22 protein-coding genes and 1 tRNA gene are annotated in these 24068 nt (G+C 60.3%); 15 read left to right on the top strand and 8 right to left on the bottom strand.

Translation table 11 applies throughout. The features are described 5' to 3' along the window. Positions 1-323: 323 nt before the first annotated feature. The 5 genes from ACTHUY_RS06700 (at position 324) to ACTHUY_RS06680 (ending at position 9174) form a co-directional block, all read left to right on the top strand. Positions 324-2225, top strand: coding sequence for an ABC transporter ATP-binding protein (locus tag ACTHUY_RS06700; RefSeq protein ID WP_441678222.1), 1902 nt, complete (start codon positions 324-326; stop codon positions 2223-2225). Between the two features lie 346 nt (positions 2226-2571). Next, entirely contained in the window at positions 2572-6321 is a 3750-nt protein-coding gene (locus ACTHUY_RS06695) for a hypothetical protein (RefSeq protein WP_441678220.1), read from the top strand. A 294-nt stretch (positions 6322-6615) separates the two neighbouring features. Continuing rightward, positions 6616-8184, top strand: a complete 1569-nt coding sequence (locus ACTHUY_RS06690) for an aspartate:alanine exchanger family transporter (RefSeq protein WP_441678218.1) — start codon at positions 6616-6618, stop codon at positions 8182-8184. A 279-nt stretch (positions 8185-8463) separates the two neighbouring features. Beyond that, on the top strand, positions 8464-8745 hold the full coding sequence (locus tag ACTHUY_RS06685; protein WP_126703666.1) for an HU family DNA-binding protein: 282 nt from the start codon (positions 8464-8466) through the stop codon (positions 8743-8745). 162 nt (positions 8746-8907) lie between these two features. Then, complete coding sequence (locus ACTHUY_RS06680; RefSeq protein ID WP_126703665.1) at positions 8908-9174, top strand: DUF3039 domain-containing protein; 267 nt, start codon at positions 8908-8910, stop codon at positions 9172-9174. Positions 9175-9404: 230 nt separating this feature from the next. Here the strand turns inward: ACTHUY_RS06680 and ACTHUY_RS06675 are convergent, their stop codons facing one another. Beyond that, complete coding sequence (locus ACTHUY_RS06675) at positions 9405-10757, bottom strand: nicotinate phosphoribosyltransferase (protein ID WP_441678216.1); 1353 nt, start codon at positions 10755-10757, stop codon at positions 9405-9407. Positions 10758-10850: 93 nt separating this feature from the next. Between ACTHUY_RS06675 and clpS the strand changes: the two genes are divergently transcribed. From clpS to rdgB, 6 genes are read left to right on the top strand one after another with little or no spacing between them, the layout of a single operon-like run. After that, the gene (gene clpS, locus ACTHUY_RS06670) at positions 10851-11120 is read left to right on the top strand and encodes an ATP-dependent Clp protease adapter ClpS (RefSeq protein WP_206501888.1); all 270 of its coding nucleotides are present in this window, start codon (positions 10851-10853) and stop codon (positions 11118-11120) included. A gap of 1 nt (position 11121) precedes the next feature. Then, positions 11122-11730 (top strand): DUF2017 family protein, encoded by a 609-nt coding sequence (locus ACTHUY_RS06665; protein ID WP_164719815.1) that lies wholly within the window; start codon positions 11122-11124, stop codon positions 11728-11730. A 9-nt stretch (positions 11731-11739) separates the two neighbouring features. After that, entirely contained in the window at positions 11740-12549 is an 810-nt protein-coding gene (murI, locus tag ACTHUY_RS06660; protein ID WP_441678215.1) for a glutamate racemase, read from the top strand. Further along, positions 12546-13322, top strand: a complete 777-nt coding sequence (locus ACTHUY_RS06655) for an MBL fold metallo-hydrolase (protein WP_441654659.1) — start codon at positions 12546-12548, stop codon at positions 13320-13322. Before murI ends, ACTHUY_RS06655 begins: the two co-directional genes overlap by 4 nt. Then, the gene (gene rph, locus ACTHUY_RS06650; protein ID WP_441654658.1) at positions 13319-14038 is read left to right on the top strand and encodes a ribonuclease PH; all 720 of its coding nucleotides are present in this window, start codon (positions 13319-13321) and stop codon (positions 14036-14038) included. The genes ACTHUY_RS06655 and rph overlap by 4 nt, the downstream gene beginning before the upstream one ends. Next, a complete protein-coding gene (rdgB, locus tag ACTHUY_RS06645) occupies positions 14035-14613 on the top strand; it encodes an RdgB/HAM1 family non-canonical purine NTP pyrophosphatase (RefSeq protein ID WP_441675770.1) in 579 nt (192 codons plus the stop codon). The genes rph and rdgB overlap by 4 nt, the downstream gene beginning before the upstream one ends. 187 nt (positions 14614-14800) lie before the next feature. On the opposite strand, the gene ACTHUY_RS06640 is transcribed toward rdgB, so the two are convergent. The 3 genes from ACTHUY_RS06640 to ACTHUY_RS06630 all read right to left on the bottom strand — a co-directional run bounded on the left by ACTHUY_RS06640 (position 14801) and on the right by ACTHUY_RS06630 (position 16985). Continuing rightward, a complete protein-coding gene (locus tag ACTHUY_RS06640; protein ID WP_441654656.1) occupies positions 14801-15883 on the bottom strand; it encodes a PLP-dependent transferase in 1083 nt (360 codons plus the stop codon). 230 nt (positions 15884-16113) lie between these two features. Next, positions 16114-16458 (bottom strand): DUF3054 domain-containing protein, encoded by a 345-nt coding sequence (locus ACTHUY_RS06635; RefSeq protein ID WP_441678213.1) that lies wholly within the window; start codon positions 16456-16458, stop codon positions 16114-16116. Further along, entirely contained in the window at positions 16455-16985 is a 531-nt protein-coding gene (locus ACTHUY_RS06630; RefSeq protein ID WP_228201593.1) for a DUF4916 domain-containing protein, read from the bottom strand. The genes ACTHUY_RS06635 and ACTHUY_RS06630 overlap by 4 nt, the downstream gene beginning before the upstream one ends. A 47-nt stretch (positions 16986-17032) precedes the next feature. Between ACTHUY_RS06630 and ACTHUY_RS06625 the strand changes: the two genes are divergently transcribed. Next, on the top strand, positions 17033-17344 hold the full coding sequence (locus ACTHUY_RS06625) for a hypothetical protein (protein WP_126703655.1): 312 nt from the start codon (positions 17033-17035) through the stop codon (positions 17342-17344). A gap of 122 nt (positions 17345-17466) precedes the next feature. Here the strand turns inward: ACTHUY_RS06625 and ACTHUY_RS06620 are convergent, their stop codons facing one another. Continuing rightward, on the bottom strand, positions 17467-18042 hold the full coding sequence (locus ACTHUY_RS06620; protein ID WP_441654654.1) for a protein-L-isoaspartate O-methyltransferase family protein: 576 nt from the start codon (positions 18040-18042) through the stop codon (positions 17467-17469). Positions 18043-18339: 297 nt separating this feature from the next. On the opposite strand from ACTHUY_RS06620, the gene ACTHUY_RS06615 reads away from it, so the two are divergent. Beyond that, positions 18340-18609 carry an acylphosphatase gene (locus ACTHUY_RS06615; RefSeq protein ID WP_441678211.1) on the top strand — a complete coding sequence of 90 codons (270 nt, stop codon included), beginning with the start codon at positions 18340-18342 and terminating at the stop codon, positions 18607-18609. A 223-nt stretch (positions 18610-18832) separates the two neighbouring features. Here ACTHUY_RS06615 and pntB read toward each other — a convergent pair whose 3' ends face one another. From pntB to ACTHUY_RS06600, 3 genes are all read right to left on the bottom strand, one after another. Further along, positions 18833-20257 carry a Re/Si-specific NAD(P)(+) transhydrogenase subunit beta gene (gene pntB / locus ACTHUY_RS06610; protein ID WP_441654652.1) on the bottom strand — a complete coding sequence of 475 codons (1425 nt, stop codon included), beginning with the start codon at positions 20255-20257 and terminating at the stop codon, positions 18833-18835. 2 nt (positions 20258-20259) lie between these two features. Then, positions 20260-21789 (bottom strand): Re/Si-specific NAD(P)(+) transhydrogenase subunit alpha, encoded by a 1530-nt coding sequence (locus tag ACTHUY_RS06605; protein WP_441678210.1) that lies wholly within the window; start codon positions 21787-21789, stop codon positions 20260-20262. Between the two features lie 75 nt (positions 21790-21864). Next, complete coding sequence (locus tag ACTHUY_RS06600; RefSeq protein ID WP_441654650.1) at positions 21865-23250, bottom strand: hypothetical protein; 1386 nt, start codon at positions 23248-23250, stop codon at positions 21865-21867. Positions 23251-23339: 89 nt separating this feature from the next. On the opposite strand from ACTHUY_RS06600, the gene ACTHUY_RS06595 reads away from it, so the two are divergent. Together ACTHUY_RS06595 and ACTHUY_RS06590 are read left to right on the top strand one after the other, a co-directional pair. Continuing rightward, positions 23340-23804, top strand: coding sequence for a peroxiredoxin (locus ACTHUY_RS06595; RefSeq protein WP_126704954.1), 465 nt, complete (start codon positions 23340-23342; stop codon positions 23802-23804). Between the two features lie 45 nt (positions 23805-23849). Continuing rightward, positions 23850-23934: transfer RNA gene (locus tag ACTHUY_RS06590), tRNA-Leu, on the top strand. Positions 23935-24068: the final 134 nt, after the last annotated feature.

Genomic DNA, 24068 nt, shown 5'->3' with positions numbered 1-24068 from the left:
CAGACCCCGAATCAAGGTCGGAGAGGAAGGAAGCGTCGGAGTGTGGGTATTTAAGCTCCCGATCTGCCTCGATCCGGCTCTAGCTTGTTCCGGCTTGTGCTCGTTCAAGCTCCGACTCGATCAGGTTGCTTCGTGCTCAGATGCTCTCTCGTTCAGGTTCGTGTTCGTTCAGATTCAAGTGACGTGAGGCTTCGGGCTGGTTTAACTAACCCGGTGGTGCCCGATGCGTCGGCCTGGACGGAAGGTGTGAGGGTTATGAGGGAACTCTCGGACTAATTGGTCCGTTTTTGCCGTTGTGGTTCATGGAGAATCTGGGAGGTTCAGTGAAATCATTGCTGAGGATTGTGCGCTTCACGAAGGAGCTGCGGGTCCATTTTGCAGTCATTATTCTGGCGTCGGTTTTGACGGCAGTAGCCGCTCTCGTCATCCCGTTTATCATTGCCGGGGCGACCGATGTGGTTGTGGAAGCAATCTCTGGTGACCGGACTGAGAGTTCCGCGATCAGGACCGTGCTGTGGCTTGCTGGTGCCTTCCTCATCATTGAGTTGGCTTCAACCGCCGTGTCGTCGATTGGTGGTTACGTCGGTGACGTCATGAGTGCGCGGATGAGGTCGATCCTGTCGGTTCGGTACTTCGAGAAGCTCCTATCTCTGCCGCAACGCTATTTCGATAATGAGCTGACCGGAACGATCGTGTCTCGGCTCAACCGTTCGATCACCGAGGTCACGAACTTCGCGAAGATGTTTTCGAACAGCTTCTTCACGATGATCATCACGACTGTCGCCGTACTTGTGATCACCGCCTGGTATGCGTGGCCGCTGGCTCTTCTCCTTGCGATTATCTTCCCGGTCTACATGTGGCTGACGACGTTGACGTCGAAGAAGTGGCAGAAGTACGAGGGTAAGAAGAACGAAGATATCGATGTTGCTGGCGGGCGCTTCAACGAAGTTGTCGGCCAAATCAAGGTTGTTAAGTCTTTCGTTTCCGAGCTCCGCGAGCTGAAGTCCTTTACAAAGCGATACGACCGCACGATCCAGACCACCCGCAAGCAGTCCCAGCACTGGCACGGTATGGATGCTCTGCGGCGGGGGATCATGGCGGTGATCTTCTTTGGTATTTACGCCATCATCTTTACGTACACGGTCCAGGGCCGCTTCTCTGTTGGCGACATGGTCCTTCTCGTCCAGTTGGTTGCCATGGCACGTCAGCCGGTTGGTTCGATGTCGTTCCTGGTGGACTCCGCCCAGCACGCTATCGCGGGCTCCCGCGACTACTTCGAGGTCATGGAAATCGAGGTCGATCGAGCACCCACTCTCGCCGAGCAAAAGAAGCGAGCAGAGACATCCGCTTCCTCGACAGCTATTGGTCCCGCGGCCAGGTCGGGCCCGGCGATCGACGGTGCGGCCCTCACGCCCGCTCAGGACGATCTTGCTGCCACGCTGGTTCACGACGGTCCGGCCGTTGCGTTTGAAGACGTGACCTTTGGTTACGACGACGACCCGGATGTTCTGAAAGGCGTGTCGTTCTCCGTGAGGACGGGGGAGAAGATCGCCATCGTTGGTGAATCCGGCGGTGGCAAGACCACGATCATCAGCCTGCTCCTCGGGCTCTATCGTCTCCGCGGAGGCACGATCGCCGTTGCCGGCACCGACGTTCATTCCCTTTCCCTCCTTGAACTTCGCTCTCAGATCGGCGTGGTTTTCCAGGAATCGAGCCTGTTCTCGGGAACGATCCGGGAGAACATTGGCTACGCCAATGAGGCTGCCTCCGAGGCAGAAATCATTGAGGCCGCGAAGAAGGCGAATGCGTGGCGGTTCATTGAGGACTTCCCGAATGGTCTCGACACCGTTATTGGTGAGCGCGGCCTGAAGCTCTCAGGCGGCCAAAAGCAACGTATTTCCGTGGCTCGCGCAATCCTCAAGGATCCGTCAATTCTCGTTCTGGATGAGGCGACGTCGGCACTCGATACTCGCTCCGAGCGCCTTGTGCAGGAAGGCCTGGAGACTCTCATGGAAAACAGGACATCACTGATCATCGCCCATAGGCTGTCCACCATCTCGAGCGTTGATCGCATCGTCACCCTCCGCGATGGTGTCGTTGACGAGATCGGTAGCCCTGCCGAGCTTGCCGTCTCCGGTGGTATCTACGCCGAGCTCCTTGCCCTTCAGGAAGAGGGAACGAAGCGCGCCAAGAAGGCCATGCGTTCTTACGGCATCGAACGCTAGCGTGTACGGAATCGAACGGTAACTCAGACGAATTAAACATTCACCCCCACGAACCGAACAGTACCCTGTGCGAATCGAGCGCTAGCTCGAATGAAACGCTAACTCAAGTACCTCGAACCGCTGGGATCGTGGGGTGCTCGGCAGTCAGATCTTTGGTCTGGTTGCCGAGCCGGGCTCCTGCTTCGTTTCCGTTCCTCCTGGGTCGAACTGTCTGTATTTCTGTCGGCCTTGGGCTTTTGCTTGCTGAATTTTGGACTCGAGCTCGTAAACCTGTCTGTTTGGGTCCTAGTCCCCGCGGGCTTGGTATTGAGCCTGTTAGTCCGTTTTGCCATGCCATAATCGACCCATGCCGCGTGGGAAAGAAGAGAAAACTGACCGTCGGAGATTTGTTGCTTTCCTCCGATCGTTTCTGCCTTCGTGGCGGGCCTGGATCGCAATCCTTGTTGGTGTCGGGGTTGGTCTCGGGGCGTTAGTTCTGGCTTCCCAGGAGAGCCGGACGGGTGTCCGGTCCAGCCAGGTGACGATAGATGACCCGAATGGATTCTTCAACGAGGAAGAGCTCCGCACGGCGATCGATGACGTGACGTGGGGCCGCCCTATCAGAGTCCTCATCGTTGTTGGAACAACGGACGAACTCCAGGTCACCGAGGACTGCCAGGTCGATAACGTTAGCTGCCTACAAGATACCTACCCCGCCTATTTCCCGACCGTCCGCGTCGACGATGATGCCGTCGTCCTCTGGGTGGAGCCCGAGCGAGAAATCGTGAACGTCTCCATGGGAGTCCATCCCAGGTACGAGCCCGACGACTTCTGGCACCTCCGTTTCGACGTGGCCGATTCGCTGACCTATCGCCTCTCTCAAGGGGAACTGACTCCCGGCACGGTTGCCGATGGTCTGCAGGTCTTTGCCGATCAGGAAGCCGAAGTAACGAGCGGTACAACCTTCTCCGACTATCTCCTTGCGACCGTGGCCGGTCTGATTGCCGGCCTGCTTGTGGGACTGGTTTTGCACGCCGCGAGACAGCGTTCTGACCAGAAGAAGAACGCTTCGCACCTGGCCGGACTGTCCGGCGGCGAGCTCAAAGAAGTCGCCGATCGGGTCTTCGATACCTACCGGGAGGCAACCGAGTCCCTGGACGGCATGGAGCTCATCGGTGTCGCAACGACCGGTTCCTACGGGAAGACCATGGAGGCGAGGGTGGAGCAGTACCGGTACCGGTACATTGACCTTGCGCGCGCCGTCTTTGAGGTCCAGCACCTCGACCGGGAGGAGCTGATCAAGCCGGTCAACCTCCCATCGCTTGTCCGACTCGATCGGATTGCCACGGTCGTGAGAGAAGCCGAGGCAACTCTTCAAGCCGATGAGAACGTGCACCGAAGCGAGCCGACAAAGAAAAGCCTCCGCCGGGGTAAGAGCGCGGGGGACATGTCTCTTCACCCTTCCGTTGCCGCGCTACGAACAGCGATTGACGCAGCCACCGTTTTGGCTCAGGAAACGGGGGATAAGAAGCTCGCGAAGCGACTGCCGGTACTTGCCGGTGAGCTTGAGGTTGCGAGCAAGAATGCCTCGGCCGAGGGACTTGTTGGGCTGGACGCGATTGCCACCGAATTGGCGACCGTGGCCGACCACGTTTATGTGGCCTACGAATCCGAGCATGGGAAAGAGTTTGACCGCAGGACGGAGATTGAGGATCCGTTCCGCTACCGGACGCTCGAGATTGCCGCCGCCGGCGGTACCGTGACGAAGCGACGCACCAGCCGCAGGGCCAATGCGACCAGGGCCTTCGAGAAGCTGACAAGCCAGAAGGTGAAACAGCAGCTGGCCGAACGCATCGCCGAGGCGAAGGTTGCGCAGGGGGCCAACTCCCTAAAGATCCCGGTATCCCCAATCGTCATCATGATTGCGGCGGCGGTTGCCATGGGTGCGGGCGGTGTCTACGTGTGGCTCAATCCGGTTGAGGAGGGCGTGATCTCGGACGCTGACGAGGCTGCTATCACGATCCCCTATGAGCTGGTGTCGAGCGAAACAGAGCGGAACAACGCCGTCAGCATTCCCGACGGCGATGAGGTCCTCCACCTTCCCGACAGCGTGACGATCATCGACGACGCCAACATCATTGACGATGAGGAGGCTCTCGCGGATGCTCTGTCGACTATTCCACTGCTGTCTCCCGCCGACTACCTGGTGCTCACAACCCCGGAGGAGCTTCCGCTTGACGAATACGAATATCCTGATGAGAGGGGGCTCATTGAGATCTTCCCCGAATACTTCGAACCCATTGGCGATGAATACGCGGGCCTGATCGACGAGAAGACGGTTGCCATCTGGTACGCGGACTCGGGTGAACAGTCGGGCTTCGACACGTCGTACGAACTCTCCATCGATGTCGATGAGGACTCCGCTGGCAGGGGCGAGTTCTATGACGCCATGAACGCTACCTATCCGTCGATCGAGGCACAGGTCTGGGATGGTTTTGCCGGATACTCGAACGGCCTGAGAGGAGTTGGCTTTGAGGAGAGCGAATCAACAATCACCTCCGGTTCCTCCAACGTGACCGGCGCACTCGTGACTGCCCTCATCACCTTCGCCGCCGTCACCGCTCTTCTCCCGCTTGCCATGAGGCCATTTGTTATCAGCCGCAGGAAGAAGGGCTGGGAGAAGGAAGTCAAGACTTCCCTGACCGCGATGACACTCGCGGAAGAGGCCCTCACCCTCGAGATCTCCATGGTGGCAGCCGACCATCCGACCTACGATTCGAGCTCCCGGCTGGCCGCCTGGGAATCGGACTACCTGAACCTCCACCGCCTCGGTGATGGCATCGGTGAAGAGCTATCTATCGAAACCCGAGTCGCCCTCGTTCGCACGGTACGCGAGCAGGCCGAATCCCTGTGGCGCATCAGGCCCGTGCTGGGGATGGAGGGGACGTGGGCGCAAGCATGGGAAAACGAAGGGGCAGTTCTCTATGCTGCCCTTGGAGACAACTCGCAGGAAGCCGTCGAACAGATCTCTGCCCTCGCTCCCAAGCTCTCCGCAGGAACGATCACACCCACCAAGGCCCTCAGCGCTCTGGACACCATTGCGAGGGAGCGCAGCGAGACAGCCCGCCTGCGCTCCCTGACCCCGTCCGTTACAGCAGATCTCACGGAGACAGGGGAGCGGTATGAGACAGCGGAATCTACCAAGACCAAGGCCCTCGCCAAGGACCAGCGTGATGATCGTCTGGCAAAGGCGGAAGCCGATGCTCACGAGGAAATGAACTCGCTGAGAACCGCGAATGCTCGGGCGGTGATGGTGGAGGACGCACGCACACTAGCCGATACTCCCGTGTTCTCACTTGCTCGCACGGACGACATCGGGGTCGGCGTCGCCGGAGCGCCGAGCGTTGTCGCGGGAGAGTCAGTGCAGCAGATCCACCGAGAAAAGGATGCCACTCAGGCCTTCTTCTCCATCGATACCTCGGCAACCCGGTGGTTGCGTGCCGTCTTCACAAACATTTCCGGCTACTTCCAGGGCTACCACGAGAAGACCGCTAGCGAAGTCATCACATCTATTGCCGCCTGGGTGATAGCAATTGTCCTGATCCTTAGCGGTGTCCAGGTCGTCAACTACATCATCGGAGACGGTCGCACCCGAGTTCCCGTCGAAGTACGAGGCAGTAGCCCCGCCCTGTCGGTTTCCTACATCGAAGACGGTGAGCCGGTCTCCGATGAACTGCGGAACATCCTCGAAACTAGACCGCTCGGCGTTCCCATCCATCTCCTTATCTATACAACTGACGGGGTGTGCAACTACGACACCATCGACGGCCTTTACACCCGTATGGACCAAGCACCGAACGTTATCGCCAACAGCTACGACCGCGGTGTCCTCATGAACTCCTCCGTCATGATCTGCCTCGGCCCGGACTCTGGTTACCTTCACGAGGCCACTGACCTCGATAGCGACGGACTGCCCTCCGCCGTCTACGAGTACGACTTCGAAGAAGGCGACACCCACGAGACGTGGCTACTCGAATGGTTCGAACAAAACGAGGACGCCACGCCCTACTACAAGGACTACCGCGTCACGAAAGAATTCGACGAGAACATCCGCTAACGACACGGGGCTACGGTCACTGGGGAACAAATACTGGGGAACGAATACTGGGGAATAGATCAGTTGGAGCATATCGTTCCGGCAGATAGGTGCTTAGCGCTATCTACATCTCCTAGCGCGCCAGCGGGGGCATGCTCCCTTAGGCGTCGGCTCGCGGGGTGCGAATGATGCTCCGCAGGAACTCGCGGAAACCACTCGTGGGAGAACCTGGGACGAGATAAAACGGCCACTTTATGTCGACTTGTGGGCGGAACGGGATACCGTAGCTGTAGAACCCTTTGGAGGAATACGGCTGTGACCGAACTGCTTTCGAGCTCACCCCTGCTCACCATCTTTATCGTTGTCGCCCTCGGCGCCGCCCTCGGAGCGGTGCCGTTTGGGCCGCTCCGGCTCGGTGCCGCGGGAGCACTGTTTGTCGGCCTCGTCATCGGCTCGCTTGCCCCCGACATCGGCGCCTCTCTCGGCCTCATCCAGTCGCTCGGGCTGGCTCTCTTCGTCTACATGGTTGGGCTATCCGCCGGGCAAACCTTCTTCGCGGACCTCAAACGACAAGCCCCCATGATGGGATGGGCGACGCTGTTCCTCATCGTTGCCGCGGGCGGTGCCATTGCACTGGGCAAGGTCATGAATCTCAGCCCCGACATCGTTTCCGGTATCTTCTCCGGTTCCCTTACCTCCACCCCGGCGCTCGCGGCAGCGAATGCCGTCACGACGTCCGGTGAACCGTCCGTTGGCTACGCCATCGGTTACCCCGCGGGCGTGATCCTCGCGATCCTCGTTGTCGCCTGGATTGTTGGCAGGGACTGGGAAGGCAAGAAGGATACGGATTCGCTGGCCGGTGAGGACATTGAGGCCGTCTCCGTTCACGTGCGCAATCCCATGCCGGTACGCAGGGTCACGGGCTTTTCTGAGCAGGAGCTCCGCATGAGCTACCTGCGCCGCGAGGGCCGCACCCGCGTGATCTCGCCCGGTGAAGAACTCATCGAGGGCGACGAAGTCCTCTTCGTCGGATCCGGTCCCGTTGTCGATGCTGCTATCGAACAGGTGGGGGAGCGAATCCCCGAGCATCTTGCCAACGACCGCGCACAGGTCGACTTCCGTCATTTCGTTGTCTCCAACGACAGTCTTGCCGGCCGAACGATTGCCGAGCTCAATCTCGCAGCGCGCTTCGGTGGCGTTGTCACCCGCGTGAACCGCGGCGACCTGGAGATGCTGGCTCGCGACGACCTCATCCTCGAGCTGGGTGACCGCGCCCTCGTCGTCGTACCGAGAGAGTCCCTCTCGGAGGTCTCCGGCTTCTTTGGTGACTCGGTCCGTAACGTCTCCACCTTCTCCGCGCTGTCAGTCGGCGTTGGCATGGCGCTTGGCCTGCTCCTGGGCATGATCGAGATTTCCCTTCCCGGTAACTCCACGTTCTCCCTCGGAGCGGCTGCCGGGCCACTGATTGTTGGCATGATCCTTGGCGCCCTCCACCGCACCGGACCAATCATTTGGCAGATCCCGCAGGCCGCGAACCTGACCATCCGTCAGCTGGGTCTCCTCATCTTCCTCGCAGCCGTCGGCATTGCCGCCGGCCCTGCTTTCATGGACACCGCCTTCACGAGCCAGGGACTCTCAGCAATCCTCATTGCCGCCGTCGTTGTCCTCGTGTCGTCATTCGGCCTGCTGGTGGCATGCCGTGCGTCGGGCCTGTCGAGTGCTCGCACCGCCGGCGCCATCGCCGGCATGATCGGCCAACCCGCAATCCTCTCCTACGCAACAAGCAGGAAGGACGACGAAAGAATTGAGAGCGGCTACGCCGCGCTTTTTGCCCTCGGCATCCTCGTCAAGATCCTTCTCGTCCACCTAATTTTGTCGTTCTAGCGAGCTGAAGACGCAAGGGAAGCGAGTGCCGGAGCGTTTTGGCGTGGCGCCGCCGCTTTCGCCATGAGCGAGACGGCACCCGTGACATGTGAGGCGCATTAATGTCTATATCGGTCAAAATGCATCAGAACAGAACATTTTGGGCTTGATCAAAGATGAGAGAATTCTGAGAATTCGGTGAATTACCGCGTTAAATCGCGCGTCTTCGCCGATATTCCGCTACATTCGACCTAGTGACCTAACCGGGTCCAAATTTCCAACTGAGGAGAGGTGGGCAATATGTCCCTGAACCGTACCGAGCTCATTGCCAAGATCGCTGAGCGTGCGAACCTAACCAAGACCGATGCCGATTCGGCAATCTCCGCACTCCAGGAGGTTCTCGTTGAGTCCCTCGCTGCTGGCGAGGCCGTCAAGATCACCGGACTTATGTCGATTGAGCGCACCGAGCGCGCCGCCCGCAAGGGCCGCAACCCCCGTACCGGCGAGGAGATCGAGATCCCCGCAGGCTACGGCGTCAAGCTGTCGGCCGGCTCGGCCCTGAAGAAGGCTGTCTCCAACTAGTCTTCACCCTGTGACTTAGTGCTGGCCGCCGAAAGGCGGCCAGCACTGTCTTTAAAGACAGTGCTCTACCGATGAAAATTCGTTATCGACCACACTTCCTTCAGCAGCCCTCTCGTGAACGTGCACTGTCTTGTTGCACCAGAGCGAACTAGGATAATCCCCATGAGCCAAGCGACCCCGTCAAGTGATTCCGTAACTCAGACCCGCGAAGAGCAAAAGCTTAAGCCGGGCGACAACGAGCGCTATGCGCACTATGTGCGTAAGAACAAGCTGACCGAATCGAACGTGACCGGCAAGGCCGTGATCGCCCTATGCGGCAAGGTCTGGATTCCCGTCCGCAACCCGGAGGCGTTCCCGGTGTGCCCAGCATGCAAGGAAATCTACTCGCAGATGCGAGGCGGAGGCAGTGGGGGAGAAGGCGACAAGTAGCGCCTACCTGCGATCGCCCAACCGGTTGCGCACCATGGCGAGGGCAATACATCTCGTGCGGTAAGCAGGGCTGACAAACGGTAAGGCTTGGGGCCACGGAGACGATCCGTGGCCCCAAGCCTTACCTCATGTCTTCCGGTCTGGATTTGCTGGTCTGGGTTGTCTGGTCGAGGCTCTTCCAGGCAGGTCCCGTCTAGGGGAGTGCCCGAAGGAGGGACAACCAGCTTCTCCTACCCCTCGTAGGGGTTGTTGTCGCCTTCGAAGATGTCGAGCATGCGGGAGGGGAGAGCGGGCTCGCCCGCAGAGAGACGCCATGCCTGGTACGGCAGCTGGTTGCGGGACAAGATGTGATGTTCGCTTGCTTCGGCCACCGAGTGGTGGGGCTGGATGGAGCCGCCGAGGACGAGCGGGACCTGGAGGGGGTGTGCCCCCATCTCCTCCAGCTCTGCCCGGCCCTGCTCCCAGGACTCTGCGGAGACGATGACTTCTTCGCGGGCCACACCGTCCTCGTCGGCGAGCCGGCCCGCGACCTTGAGTCCGCCATAGGACTTCTTGGAGGCCGACTTCTTGGCAACTTCCTTCATGTTGCCGTTCGTGTCTTCGCGGGCAACAAGCTTGTAGACCAGCTCGGCCGTGGGGAAGCCCGAACCGGTGACGAGCTTCGTGCCCACGCCGTAGGAGTCGACCGGTGCGGCACCGAGCGCGGCAATGGCGTACTCGTCAAGATCGGAGGTCACCGTGATCTTCGTGGAGGTGGCACCCAGATCGTCGAGCTGCTTGCGGACCGTGAAGGCCTGGGCAACAAGGTCGCCCGAGTCGAGACGGACCGCCCCGAGCTCGCCTCCCGCTTCGCGGGCGGCCTGGACGGCCCGGGCTACGCCGCGTTCCACGTCGTAGGTGTCGACCAGGAGGGTCGTGTCCGGTCCCATGGTTGCCACCTGTGCGGCAAAGGCCTGCTCCTCCGTATCGTGCACGAGCGTGAAGGAGTGGGCGGCGGTTCCGATGGCGGGGATGCCGTAGGTGCGGCCTGCCTCGAGAACCGACGTGCCAGCGAAGCCACCAACGGCGGCGGCGCGGGCCGCGGAGACGGCGGCACGCTCGTGGGTGCGCCGCGCTCCCATCTCCAAGCAGGGGCGTCCGTGAGCGGCGATTGTCATGCGGGAGGCGGCCGCTGCCACAGCGGCATCGTGGTTGAGGATCGAGAGGACAAGAGTTTCGAGGATAACGGCTTCGGCGAACGTTCCGGTCACGGTGAGGATCGGGGACTGCGGGAAGAAGCACTCGCCTTCCGCATAGCCGTAGATATCGCCGGAGAACTTGTAGTTAGCGAGCCAGTCAACGGTCTCGGGGGACACAATCTTCGTGTCTTTGAGGTAAGTAAGTTCGTCGTCGGAGAACGTGAACGAGGCAATCTCGTCAAGGATTCGCCCCGTCCCGGCCACAACTCCGTACCGTCTTCCCGACGGCAATCGCCGGGAGAACACTTCGAAGACGGACTGCCGATCGGCGGTCCCGGAGGCGAGGCTTGAGTCGACCATGGTCAGCTCATACATGTCGGTGAGCAGTGCAGTGGACTTATGCATAGGTCCCACTCTAGTGGCCCAGACAACCTCACAGCCCAATTTCCCCGCTGTTGCGTAGAATAGCGGGTAATGACTCAACCAACTCCTTCTTCAATGCCTTCGCCGACCCCGACGGAGGAGCGCGAAGCCGCCCCTTCGTGGCGCACAGTCGTGCACGACGATCCGATCAACCTTATGAGCTACGTGGCCTGGGTTTTCGAATCCTATTTCGGGTTCGATGCACTTACCGCCAACAGGCTGATGATGGAGGTGCACTCCAACGGCAGGGCCGTTGTCTCCTCCGGTTCACGGGAGGCCATGGAAACCGATGTCCAGGCAATGCACTCCTACGGCCTGCACGCCACGATCGAGAAGGACGCATAGCATGTTTGGTTTCCGCAGAGTCCGGGGCGGAGTCAGCTCCGGTGGCGACATTTTTGAACTCGAAGTCATTGCTTCCCTTATGCGTGACGTCGTCTCCGTCCTCGGTGAGGACGTTGCGGTCGTTGACGTCACCGACGATCCCCTTGCCGTTCTTGAACGTGAGCTCGCCCCGGCCCAGGAGCCAAGCTCGGATCCGGCACTGTATCGGCTGCTGCCGGACATGAGCGAGGATCCGGAAGAAGCACGAGAGCTACGTCAGCTCACCGAGTCTTCCGTGCGGTCCACGAAGATCTCAAACCTGACGACCGTGTACCGAGTGCTGTCCGCCTCCACCGGCAGGATCTTTGTGGCCGAGGACGATATTCCGGTGTGGATGGCGGCGCTTAATGACCTGCGCCTCGTTCTTGCCACCCGCCTCGATATTGACTCCTCCGAGCGTGCCGATGAGATCGCACACAGGGCCGGAGAGATCGCCGACGGTCTCCACCCGCAAGACCCCGAGGATGAAGAGCAAGAGGTGGAAAACCAGCTCATCCTTGTTTTTGCCATGATCACCTGGTGGCAGGATTCACTCATCGATGCGGTGCGCCTGCGACGTCCGCGCGGATAAAGTCGACCCATGAGTGACGCGCCGATTGGCATTTTTGACTCCGGAGTGGGAGGCCTGACCGTCGCGCGCGCAATCCTTGACCAGCTACCGAATGAAGCGGTCACCTACGTGGGCGACACCGCCCACACGCCCTACGGCCCTCGTCCTATCGCGGACGTGCGCCAGCTCTCTCTTGACGCTCTCGACCTCCTGGTTGAGTCCGGGGTCAAGATGATTGTCATGGCCTGCAACTCAGCTTCGGCCGCTGCCCTTCACGACGCTCGTGAACGCTACGAGGTCGGCATGGGAATCCCCGTCATCGAAGTGATCCAGCCAGCAGTTCGCAGGGCTGCGGCCGCCACCCGCAACGGCAAGGTCGGCGTGATCGGTACCAATGCGACCGTGAACTCCGGTGCCTACCCGGACGCCTTTGCTGCGGCTCCCAACATCGCGGTCACGATCGCGGCTGCGCCGCTGTTCGTTGAGTATGTTGAATCGGGGCAGACCGGCGGGCCGGATCTGCTCAATGTGGCCCAGGAGTACCTGGAGCCGATCAAGGCAGCCGGGGTCGATACTCTCGTTCTTGGGTGCACCCACTATCCTCTTCTCACCGGTGTTATCTCCTACGTCATGGGGCATGCAGTGACGCTTGTGTCCTCGGCGGAAGAGACCGCGAAAGATACTTACCGGGCTCTCGTGGCGGGCGGCCTCGAGCGCACAGAAACCGCACCGCCCACACTCCGTTTCCTGTCAACCGGCGACGCGGAATCGTTCCAGGTTCTTGCCCGTCGCTTCCTGGGCCCCGAAGTGGGCACAGTCCACCGCGTGGAGGTCCAATGAAACTCACAGTTATCGGATGCTCGGGTTCGATGTCCGGCCCGAAGGGCGCAGCCTCGGCCTATCTGGTCAAGACCGATACGACAACAATCATCCTCGATCTTGGGCCGGGCACCATGGGTCAGCTCATGAACTACATTGACCCGGCCGAGGTCGATGCAATCGTCCTCTCCCACCTGCACACCGACCACGTGGCCGACATTATCGGCATGCAGGTGTATCGGCGCTGGTTCCCCGGCGGACCTCTCGGACCCGTTGACGTTTATAGCCCCGGCGATGGTCTGTTCCGCACCCGCCAAATTGGCGGTGACGGCCCCGAGGAGAACTACGAAGGCGAGTTCACGTTCCATACCGTCGCCCAGGGGGATTCCGTGACGGTCGGGGACATCGACCTCGAGTTCTTCCATGCCGTGCACCCCGTACCGGCGCTTGCGATCAGGCTGACCGGCCCCGGCGGCGAAGTGCTCACCTACTCGGGCGACACCGACTACTGCGAAGGCCAGGTCGCGGCAGCCAAGGACGCCGACATGTACCTGTGCGAAGCAGCCTTTGAGGCTTCCCGCGACACGGTCCGCGACATTCACCTGACGGGCGGCAGGGCAGGCCAGATTGCGACGGAGGCGGGCGTGAAGAACCTCCTCCTCACCCACCTGCAACCCTGGACCGATCCCGACGTCGTTTGCCAGGAGGCCAGGGAGACCTATTCGGGCCCCATTGCCGTTGCCAACCCCGGTGGTACCTTTCATGTCGCAAACCCTTCTAGAATGGGTGCATGACGACACGCAAAGATCTTCGCAGCCTCGATGAACTGAGAAACGTAACTATCACACCGCGTTGGCAGGAGGCCGGCGAAGGCAGTTGCCTCGTCGAATTCGGCAAAACCAGAGTGCTCTGCACCGCATCCTTCACCGAAGGTGTCCCGCGCTGGAAGCAGGGATCTGGGGAAGGCTGGGTAACAGCCGAGTACGCCATGCTCCCCAGGGCGACCGATTCCCGCAGTCCCCGCGAATCCGTCAAGGGCAAGATCGGCGGACGTACCCACGAAATCTCCCGCCTCATTGGGCGATCCCTCAGGGCCGTTGTGGACATGAGCAAGCTGGGGGAGAACTCCATCGTTCTCGACTGCGACGTGCTGCAAGCCGATGGCGGCACCCGCACAGCATCGATCACCGGCGCTTACGTGGCACTGTCGCTCGCCGTCGAGTGGGCACTGGAGAACAAGACCATCACGTCCTCCCCGCTGAAGGACTCCGTTGCCGCTGTCTCCGTCGGAATTGTTGATGGCACCCCGATGCTTGACCTGCCCTACGAGGAAGACGTTCGCGCGGAAACCGACATGAACGTCGTCATCACCGGCTCGGGCGACTTTGTCGAGATCCAGGGAACCGCGGAGGATGGTACGTTTAACCGCGATGAATTGAACGAGCTTCTTGACCTCGCAGTCAAGGGAGCCGGCGAACTCACCGAGCTTCAGAAAGGCGCCCTGGCATGATTCTCGCTTCCCGCAACGCCCACAAGCTTGTCGAAGTCCGGCAGATCCTCGGGCGTGAAGACATTGATCTGTCACCGGGTAATCTCGGTGATCCGGTGGAAGATGACGTGACCTTCGCAGGCAATGCCCTCATCAAGGCCCGCTATGTTGCAGAACGCACCGGCGAGGCCGTTATCGCCGACGACTCGGGCCTGTGCGTCGACGTGCTGGGCGGGTCACCGGGCGTCTTCTCGGCCCGCTGGTGCGGGCGCCACGGAGCAGACGATGAGAACACGGATCTCCTTCTCGGTCAGCTCAACGACGTTGGGGACGACCTCCGTCAGGCAAAGTTCGTGTGTGCCGCCGTCTACGTGAGCCCCGGCCAGCCCGACATCATTGCCACGGGTATCATGCCGGGTAGGCTCATCCGGGAACGCCGCGGCAAGGGCGGTTTCGGCTACGACCCGATCTTCGTACCCGACGGATACGAACAGACCGCGGCAGAACTGACGAGCCGGGAGAAGAACTCAATCTCCCACCGCGGACAAGCCTTCCGGGCACTGAAGGCCGAGATGACAAGGTTCGGGATCGAATAAATACAAGCGGTGCCTCAGCGAGTTGCGCGGCACCGCCCCGAGTTAAACAGGCACGTAGCCAGAAGTCGGTAGACAGGAGGGGACCAGTTCGAAATGAACTGGTCCCCTCCTGTCTACTGTTTAGCTGTTTGAAAGCCGAAGCTTGCTACGTCATGAAAGCCCAGGTTTGTTGCGTGATGTTTGCCGACTAGTTGCCGAGTGCCTGGTTCAAATCCTCGATCAGACATTGGGGATCTTCAAGACCGATCGACAGGCGCAACAGGCTGTCGGTGAGGCCGTAGGATTCCCGGACCTCGACTGGAATGTCGGCGTGGGTCTGGGTGACCGGGTGGGTGATCAGGCTTTCCACTCCGCCCAGGCTTTCTGCGTATGTGAAGATCTTGAGGGATGTGAGGACCTTGTTGATCTTCGAGACATCCCTGACCTTGATGGAAATCATCGCACTCTTACCCGGGTAGAGAACTTCCTCGATCTCGGGGTGGTTCTCCAGTGCGTGTGCAACCTCGCGGGCCGTTGCCTCCTGACGGTCGATACGGATCGGCAGGGTCTTGAGAGAACGAATGAAAAGCCAGGAATCGAACGGTGACAGGGTGGGACCGGTCGTATTCGCCAGCCACTGTAACTTCTCGCCAATAGCCGGGTCGTTCGTGATCACAGCGCCGGCCAGGATGTCGTTGTGCCCACTCAGGTACTTCGTACCGGAGTGAATGGAGATCGTTGCACCATCGTCGAGCGGGCGCTGACGAAGCGGTGTCAGAAACGTGTTGTCGACAATGACATGAGCCCCGTGGGGGTTGGCAATGTCGGAGATTACGCGAATGCTGAGTTCCTTCATGAGCGGGTTCGTGGGAGTTTCCAAGAACACGGCCGCAATTTCGTCGCTCATGAGACCCGCGAGTTCTTCCTCGGTGTCGAAGAACTCGAAGGAAGCATGGCCCTTGTCTTCCAGGTCGTTGAAGTAACGGTACGAGCCACCGTAAACATCACGGGTGACGAGGAACTTGGACCGGGCCGGGTACAGGCCAAAGACGAGCTGCACGGCCGACATACCTGAGGACGTGGCAACAGCATGCGTGCCGCCTTCGAGTTCAGCGAGACCCTCTTCAAGAACCGTGCGAGTCGGGTTCTTCGTACGGGTGTAGTCGTATCCGGTGCTGCGACCGAGTTCGGGGTGTGCGAACGTCGTCGACAGGTGGATCGGCATGCTGATAGCACCGGTCTCTGGATCGCGACGGTTTCCGAGCTGTGCAAGATAGGTATGAATGGACATCGAGCCTCCTGAGAGAACAGGTTATCGGCGCAAGTGAACAGCCGCCTGAATAGTCCGGTTCGTCTTTACTGGCGAGACCAATAAGCGATTCGTGCAAGACCGATCACGTCCTGCACAGAGAAGGCCCGCCAGCTCCACTGCTGACGGGCTCTACTTAGGTTGTTCATCGGGCTCCATCTGACACTGTGTTCTGGAGCCCGATGAACAGGGTCGACGGATCAGGCTGACTGCTACTTCTGTCGTACCTGGTTAATGAGAAGGGCAATGAGTCGCCACCCGAGGAAGAGCGCGGCGATCATGACGGTGGCGACAATCGGGAAAGCTCCCGAGACTCCCTGACCGAAGCCTGCTCGCAGGGCCAAGCCGATCCCCGCGGTCAGGAGCGCAACGATGGCACCGGAGACGAGAGAGAAAGGCTGCTCCCGCACGCGGGGGATGATGAGCCAGGCGATGACGAGGGCAATGACGAAGGGTGCGGCGGTCACCGGGAAATCGGACCACGGAGAGTCGTGGGTGTTCATGCCGTATGCGACGAAACCCCCGGTCAGAAGAATGTCGATGATAAAGGCGATCACAGTTCACCCATCTGGCCAAGGGCCTGGCGCAGAATCTGTGCGTGAGACTCGTTCATCTCGGCCTGCAACTCGGGCGTACGCACCTCGCCGGGCGTGAACCAGGTGACCTCGAGCGTATCGGCGGCGGGCCCGCATTCGCCCATGACGGGAACGATGTAGCAGAGGGAGACAGCGTGCTGACGCTCGTCGTACTTACCCGAACCTGGCGTGGGGAAGTATTCGGCAATCGTGAAGGGCTGTATCGAGGGGGACAGCTGGGGGAGGGCTACCGGTCCCAGATCCTTCTCGAGGTGGCGGACAATAGCCTCTCGGACCGTCTCGTGAAAGAGCACCCGTCCGGTGACGAGTGCACGGGAGATCCCATCATCCTGAGCCTCCAGGAGAAGCCCGATGGATTCAACTTGGCCGGATTCGTCGGTGCGGACGGGCACGATGTCGACGTACACCATCGGCACCTTGCGGCGCACGAACTCAAGCTCCTCGGGCGATAGCCACGGCCCCATGTCTTCTGATGCAATTTCGCTCACAGTCTGATTGTGCCAGGCTTCCCAGAAATCTATGAGATTCTCAGCGCATGGAGAACATAAAGCGGGCCTACTTGATCGGTGCACTCATTGCCGCCCTCTACTGCGTATCGGGAATCGTGGCGACAGTGCTTGCCGGTGCAGATCCGATGCTGATCATGGCCTGCGTCTTCTCCATCACCGGCGTAGTCGCAGCCTTCTACGGAGCAAAGAAAGCCGACATCGCCTGGTGGGCCGCGGGTTTCCTCGTGGCTGGCTTTATTACGCCAACCGTGTGGGGCTTCATCCCCATGATCATCGCCCTCCTCTACGTTCTCGTCGTGGCCTGGATGCTTTGGACCGAAACGAAAAAGGGCCGATAGTGCCGATAGTACAGCTCAATAGTCGGTGAACTGATGTTCGCGACACTACAAACGTTCGGCGACCCTACACAGGTGCAGCAACCACAGGCGCGTAGCACGGGGTGGCTTTGAAGGTCTTGGCGTCAGCCTTCGATGAGCGGAACGAAGGAGTAGCGTCCGTGCCTTGAAATGTCCGGCTCGCCCCCGGTTTTCGCAACCCGGAGCATGTGCGTGGCAACGGGGATAACCATGAGCCCAGATGGCGCCAACTGGTCGATGAGTGATTCGGGTAGTTGCTGTGCCTGTGCCGAGACGAGGATGCGGTCGTAGGGGGCGCCCTCCGGCCATCCCAGCACCTCCGGATCAGCATCGTAGATCGTGGCCCAGGGGAGGTTCTGCTTTGCAAGGGCTATCCGAGCCTTGTCGGCAAGCTCGGGAATAAGCTCTGTTGCGGTCACGCTTCCGGTTTCCCCAACCAAATCGGCAAGGATCGCCGTCGACCATCCCGAACCCGAACCGACGTCGAGAACCCTGTGGCCTTCTTCGAGTTCGAGAAGCTCGATCATGTCGGCAACCGTTCTCGGCTGGGAGTTGGTTTGTCCGTGGCCAATGAGGATCGGGCGGTCAATGGAGGCAGCATGCTGAGCATTCCTCGGCAGGAAGTCGCGCCGATTCCGGCGCTCCATGGCAACATGGATCTCATCGCGAGTAAACGGCATGTGTTCTCCTTCCTGGTTCTTCCATCATCCCAGGAAATGACGGAGATGGAAGGTACGAAAGTCGGAGGGGTAAGCAGATAAGTTCCTCCCGTATGTACGCCTCGGCGGGTAACCTTGTCGCCAAGCAAACGTGCTGGTGGATAGCGTGCTTGCCATCGGTGGAGTGAGCCCGAAGCAGTTTCTTGAGGGATTCGCACCCACCCGGTAGCGAGAGTTGAGACCACAGAGCTAGCAAGTAAGGCGAAACTACGAGGCAGAGCTACCGGGTGTCGTGGAGCTACCCGATAAGGAGGAACCATGCGATGCGTTGATGTTGTCGTCACCGGGAGGGTCCAGGCCGTGGGTTTCCGGTGGAACTGCCACCGCGCCGCCGTGGAAGCGGGAGTGCAAGGCTGGGTGCGGAACGTGCTCGACGGGACCGTTGAGGCCCGATTCTTTGGTGAGGATTCCGCCGTACAGTCAATGATCGACTGGTGCCGGAACGGACCGGCTCACGCTCGGATTGAAGACGTTGTCGTGACCGACCTTGAGAACCCCGGCCCGATCTCTGGGTTTGAGATCCACTAGCAACCATTGAGCTCCATTTAGACCGAGCAGGCGGTGTTCTATAAAGACCGGGCAAATGGTGCTCTATGAAGACTGAGCAAATAGTGCTTCATGAAGACTAGGCCAATGGTGCTTCATGAAGGCCGGGCCATTGGATGTCTACTAAGACCAAATAAATGAGGTGGGGCAGGACGGAGAACCGTCCCACCCCACGTGCGGTTGCGGTGCTAGCGCTGTTATCCCGTTAGTTTGCGGGGACTGTCAGCTCTGCGTTGATGGAATCAACCGATGCCTTCGCATCCCCCAGAAGCATCTTCGTGTTTTCTGCGAAGAACAGGGGGTTTTCCACGCCGGCGTAGCCGGCGTTGCCCATGGAACGCTTGAACACGATGACGTTCTTGGCTTCCCACACCTTCAGCACCGGCATGCCCTCGATGGGGGAGCCGGGCTCTTCAGCGGCGGGGTTGACGGTGTCGTTGGCGCCGATGACGAGGACCACGTCGACATCGGAGAACTCGTCGTTCACTTCGTCGAGTTCGTAGACGACATCGTAGGGGACCTTGGCTTCGGCGAGGAGCACGTTCATGTGGCCCGGGAGTCGGCCGGCCACGGGGTGGATGCCGAAGGAAACGTCGACACCTGATTCGCGTAGGCGCTTTGTCAGGTCGGCAACCGGGTACTGTGCCTGCGCCACCGCCATGCCGTATCCCGGGGTGATGACGACTTTCTTGGCGGTCGATAGCATCGTGGATACTTCTTCTGCCGAGGTCTCGGTGTGGGTGCCGTAGTCCCGTGCCTCTGCCGTGGCGGTGGGCTGGCCGAAGCCGCCCAAGATCACGGAGACGAACGAACGGTTCATGGCCTTGCACATGATGTAGGACAGGTAGGCACCCGACGAGCCGACGAGCGCACCGGTGATGATGAGCAGGTCGTTCTGGAGCATGAAGCCAGCAGCTGCTGCGGCCCAACCCGAGTAGGAGTTGAGCATGGAAACAACCACCGGCATGTCGCCGCCGCCGATGGCGGCAACGAGGTGGAGGCCGAGGGCGAGGGCAATGATCGTCATGATGATCAGCGGGATGAGTCCGATGCCAACCGAGTCGGTGTTCATGAACCACACCATGAGGACGACAGAAACCACAACGGCTACGAGGTTCAGCCAGTTCCTGCCCGGCAGGGTGAGCGCCGCGGACTTCATCTTGGCCGACAGCTTCAGGTAGGCAATGATCGAGCCGGTGAAGGTCACGGCACCGATGAAGACGCCGAGGAAGATCTCACCCATGAGGAACGTGTGGGTTGATCCATAGCCGCCCGCGGAGGTGAGGAACGTGTTGAAGCCGACGAGAACGGCGGCCAGACCCACGAAGGAGTGGAGAAGCGCAATGAGCTGAGGCATCTCCGTCATACCCACCTTCTGTGCCATGCGCAGGCCGATAACGGCGCCGACCGCGAGGGCAAGGAGGATGAGAATCAGGGTGACGGCTACGCCGCGGCCCGGATCGGAATCCAGAGCCAGCCAGATCGTGGCGACCAGGGCAATACCCATGCCGATGGCGCCGGAGGTGTTGCCGGACTGGGCGGAGTCGTGCTTGGACAGGCCGCGCAGGGCGTTAATGAAAAGGAGCGCCGCGACAAGGTAGGCGAGTGCTACGAAGTTCTGAGCTTCCATGGTTATGCCCTCCTAAACATGCCGAGCATGCGGTGAGTGACGGCGAAACCGCCGAAAATGTTGATGGAGGCGATGACGATCGCAATGAAGCTGAAGATCGTCACCCACCAGTTTTCGCTGCCGATAAGAAGTATTGCGCCGACAATGATGATGCCGGAGATCGCGTTCGTCACCGACATGAGAGGCGTGTGGAGCGCGTGAGTGACATTCGTGATGACGTAGAAGCCAACGATCACGGACAGGGCGAGCACAATGTAGTGGCCGGTCAACTGAAGCGGGGTGACGAGAACAAGAGCGGCGGCAAGAACCGCAGCCAGTGCCATCCACAGCGTCGACTTCTTGAATCTCGATGGTGCCGGCTCCGGTTGGGAGGGTGCGGCCGCCGGAGCCTCGGCTTCAGCCGATGGAGTTGGTGCGGCGGAAACCTGGATCGGGGGCGGCGGCCACAGCACCTGCCCAGCATCCGCTACCGTGACGGTGCGGATGATGACATCGTCGAAGTCAATCTTCGTACGGCCGTCCTTCTCGGGGGTGAGAAGCTTTAGGTAGTTGACGATGTTCTGCGCGTACAGCTGGGAGGACTGGGCTGGCAGGCGTGCCGCCAGGTCCTCAATGCCAATGATGGTGACGCCGTTGTCGGTGACAATCGTCTGGCCAGGCTCTGTCATCTCGCAGTTACCGCCACCGGCCGCAGCCATGTCAACAATGACAGAGCCCGGCTTCATCTTCCCCACCATGTCACGCGTGATCAGAACGGGGGAGCGGCGGCCCGGAATCGAAGCCGTCGTGATAACAATGTCCGCGGCGGCAGACTGCTCGGAGTACAGCTTCTCGGCGGCAACGGCCTGCGCGTCCGTCATCTCCTTCGCGTAGCCATCCGTTGACTCCTGGGCAGGAGCCGGGATCGGAATGAACTCCGCACCCATCGACTCAACCTGCTCGCCCACCTCGGCACGCACGTCCGTTGCCTTCACGATCGCGCCCATGGAACCGGCGGTGCCAATAGCGGCAAGGCCGGCCACGCCGGCACCGATCACGTAGATCGTGGCGGGCGGAACCTTGCCGGCCGCGGTGACCTGACCGGTAAAGAGACGACCGAAAGCATGAGCTGCCTCAATGACGGCGCGGTAACCGGCAACGTTTGCCTGGCTCGACAGCACGTCCATGGACTGCGCACGGGAGATCCTCGGAATCGCATCCATCGCCATGGCGGTAACCCCGGATTCGGCGAGCGACTCGACAAGCTGGGGATTAGCCCCGGGTGACAGCTTGGAGATAAGAATCGAGCCTCGCCTGATCTGATGAAGATCCGCAGGGGGCCTGATCGTTGTCACGATATCGGACGTCCACACGTCCTCTCCATCAACGATCCTGGCACCGGCCGCCACATACTGCTCATCAGGGAACTGGGCGTGGTCGCCCGCGCCGGACTCAATTCCGACGTCATATCCAAGTTTGATGAGCTGGGCGACCGTGTCAGGAGTTGCAGCGACCAGGGCTTGGCCGGATTCTGCCGGTACACCTATACGCACTGTCATTCCCTTCGAAAGTAGACACAGTCGTGTCCAGAATATCCGGTTGTCACCCTGGGACCTAGGTACTATGGCCTACCAGGACTCTGTACTAGCGCCGAGATAATCAAGAACCTCGGCAATAAACGAAATGGTTCCCAACGCAATCATATCCCCGGACAGTCCCGGTGCCACATCGGCAAGTGATGGAAGCCCCGGTGGGAACGCCAGTCCCACACCCGAGCGAACCAGAATCGCGTCCGGAACAATCTCAAAACAGCCCTCGTGATCCTTGGACAGTGGCCACGACGCAATCACAACCGGTTTACTCATCGCACTCGCACGCAGAGCCGCTTCCACAGCAGCAGGAGCAATCGCAGCATCAACAAACCACGTGCCCGACGCGGTCTCGTGGATGGAAGAACGGCCCGGGAGGTTAAGGGACCGGTCTGGTGCGGTGACCGGATCGTGCGGGAAATCGAGTGAATCGACGGGAAGATTGACCCAATCGCCGGGGAGGCTGGTGGAATGCCGGGTGCTTGACCCCGAATCAGCGGCCGAGGCTTGTACACCGGTGTCTGACGAGAAGGAGGTACGCCGCGCGCCGGACTCCGCGGGCGGGGCGGCCCCGCTTGTCTCGTCTAAACTGTTGCGGCTCGGCTGCGACGGGAAGCTGTCCGGCACTGTCAAAGGGCGGCTTGGCTCCGAGCAGGAGTGACGTGGCTCCGATAAGAGGAGCTTCGCAAATACTGAGCCTATTGCCCTACCAAGACCTATGCTCTCGCCGACGAGAGGACTGCGGTGATGTGCGGGAGATGTGGGAACGAGGGTTGCGCCCCACTCGGTTGCGCGGTTCTCCACGAGAGAGGTGATCTCGGGTGACTGCGGGGCGGAGGCAATGAGCCGGACCGAGGCAGATCCGGCACCGAGTAGATTCTCGGCGATCTCACCTTCCGTATTGCCAAGGATTCCGGCGTGCTCCAGGAAGATCGGAGTGACCGCTAAAGCCGTGTGGTCGAAGAACGACACTTCGTCGGTAGAGCCACCCATGCCCTCCTCAAGGACGAGGACATCGGCACCGATGTGGGACGCATACCAGGCACCCATGATCGTGTAGGCACCGGTTGGGGAAAGATAATGATCGGCCGGCAGCAGGGGAAGAAGCCCCGCCAGTTTCTCGGACACAAGCTCGTACGCCTCGAGGGTCAACGCTGCGCCGTTGATGCGAATGCGCTCGCGGTTGGTGCGAAAGGCCGGTGACGTAACGGAGACGGTCGTGAGCCCCGAATCAACCAGTGCCATGGTGGCAGCTGCTGCCGCGGTTCCCTTGCCTTTGGAACCAACCACGGCGAGGGACGGTGGTGCCGTGAAGCCGAGCAGGTTGAGGAGGCGCCGGGAGGAAGTAAGCGTGCGGGGCATGGTGCCGCGCCGAGACCACTGCCGGTAGAACGGCTCGTCGGCAGCAAGATGTTGAGCTGTCATAGTTCCCTCATGGTAGCCGTGACCGGGCAGGTGCTCAGCCGTGCGCGGAAGTTCTTGGAGATATGACCGTGGCAGATAAGATCGTGGCCATGGCACGACTTGACGTAGGCGACAAAGCACCCCTGTTCGAAATTGAGACACCGAAGGGCAAACTCTCCCTGACCGAGCTTCTTGAGAAGAGCGAGAAGGGAGTTATTGTCTACTTCTACCCGAAGGCTATGACCCCGGGCTGCACCACCGAGGCCTGTGACTTCAGGGATGCTCGACTCGGCGACGCTGGCTACGAGGTCATTGGTATCTCGCCCGACCCCGTAACGAAGCTGCAGTCATTCGCCGACGCTGAGCTCCTCGACTTCCCGCTTGGCTCCGACGTTAACCACGAGGTCATGGAAGCCTATGGAACCTGGGGCGAGAAGAAGAACTACGGACGCACCACCGTCGGTGTCATTCGTTCCACGTTCGTCGTGAATCCGGACGGCACGATCGCTGAAGCAATGTACAACGTGAAGGCGACGGGACACGTGGCTCGCGTGACAAGGAACATTATCGGCTGATCCAGTTCGGCTATTCGAAGGGCTTTGGCCTATTCTTATAGTCGCGCGCGAGTGGCGGAATTGGCAGACGCGCTGGATTTAGGTTCCAGTGTCCTCGGACGTGTGGGTTCAAGTCCCACCTCGCGCACCATACGTTTCCCCCGGAATATCACCGCAAAGTGATACCGGGGGAACAGTTTTTCACCAAGCGTGCAACCAGTTTGAAACAGTTGGGGACAGGGAAACATCCGTAACCAGTAACTCCCGGTTCAGACTGTGGTGGTT

It is taken from the genome of Flaviflexus sp., assembly GCF_052087705.1.
Classification (GTDB): Bacteria; Actinomycetota; Actinomycetes; order Actinomycetales; family Actinomycetaceae; genus Flaviflexus; species Flaviflexus ciconiae.
This window is presented reverse-complemented; position numbering and strand designations above follow the sequence as displayed.

Coding starts and splice junctions, on each gene's coding strand:
- ACTHUY_RS06620 (WP_441654654.1), bottom strand. CDS start 18,042: ATGCCGTTTACTCGCGATGAGATCCATGTTGCCATGGAGCGCCGGAAT.
- ACTHUY_RS06695 (WP_441678220.1), top strand. CDS start 2,572: ATGCCGCGTGGGAAAGAAGAGAAAACTGACCGTCGGAGATTTGTTGCT.
- pntB (WP_441654652.1), bottom strand. CDS start 20,257: ATGGAAGCTCAGAACTTCGTAGCACTCGCCTACCTTGTCGCGGCGCTC.
- ACTHUY_RS06655 (WP_441654659.1), top strand. CDS start 12,546: ATGAAACTCACAGTTATCGGATGCTCGGGTTCGATGTCCGGCCCGAAG.
- ACTHUY_RS06625 (WP_126703655.1), top strand. CDS start 17,033: ATGGAGAACATAAAGCGGGCCTACTTGATCGGTGCACTCATTGCCGCC.
- ACTHUY_RS06685 (WP_126703666.1), top strand. CDS start 8,464: ATGTCCCTGAACCGTACCGAGCTCATTGCCAAGATCGCTGAGCGTGCG.
- ACTHUY_RS06600 (WP_441654650.1), bottom strand. CDS start 23,250: ATGACAGCTCAACATCTTGCTGCCGACGAGCCGTTCTACCGGCAGTGG.
- ACTHUY_RS06665 (WP_164719815.1), top strand. CDS start 11,122: ATGTTTGGTTTCCGCAGAGTCCGGGGCGGAGTCAGCTCCGGTGGCGAC.
- clpS (WP_206501888.1), top strand. CDS start 10,851: ATGCCTTCGCCGACCCCGACGGAGGAGCGCGAAGCCGCCCCTTCGTGG.
- ACTHUY_RS06675 (WP_441678216.1), bottom strand. CDS start 10,757: ATGCATAAGTCCACTGCACTGCTCACCGACATGTATGAGCTGACCATG.
- ACTHUY_RS06640 (WP_441654656.1), bottom strand. CDS start 15,883: ATGTCCATTCATACCTATCTTGCACAGCTCGGAAACCGTCGCGATCCA.
- ACTHUY_RS06595 (WP_126704954.1), top strand. CDS start 23,340: ATGGCACGACTTGACGTAGGCGACAAAGCACCCCTGTTCGAAATTGAG.
- rdgB (WP_441675770.1), top strand. CDS start 14,035: ATGATTCTCGCTTCCCGCAACGCCCACAAGCTTGTCGAAGTCCGGCAG.
- ACTHUY_RS06680 (WP_126703665.1), top strand. CDS start 8,908: ATGAGCCAAGCGACCCCGTCAAGTGATTCCGTAACTCAGACCCGCGAA.
- ACTHUY_RS06615 (WP_441678211.1), top strand. CDS start 18,340: ATGCGATGCGTTGATGTTGTCGTCACCGGGAGGGTCCAGGCCGTGGGT.
- murI (WP_441678215.1), top strand. CDS start 11,740: ATGAGTGACGCGCCGATTGGCATTTTTGACTCCGGAGTGGGAGGCCTG.
- rph (WP_441654658.1), top strand. CDS start 13,319: ATGACGACACGCAAAGATCTTCGCAGCCTCGATGAACTGAGAAACGTA.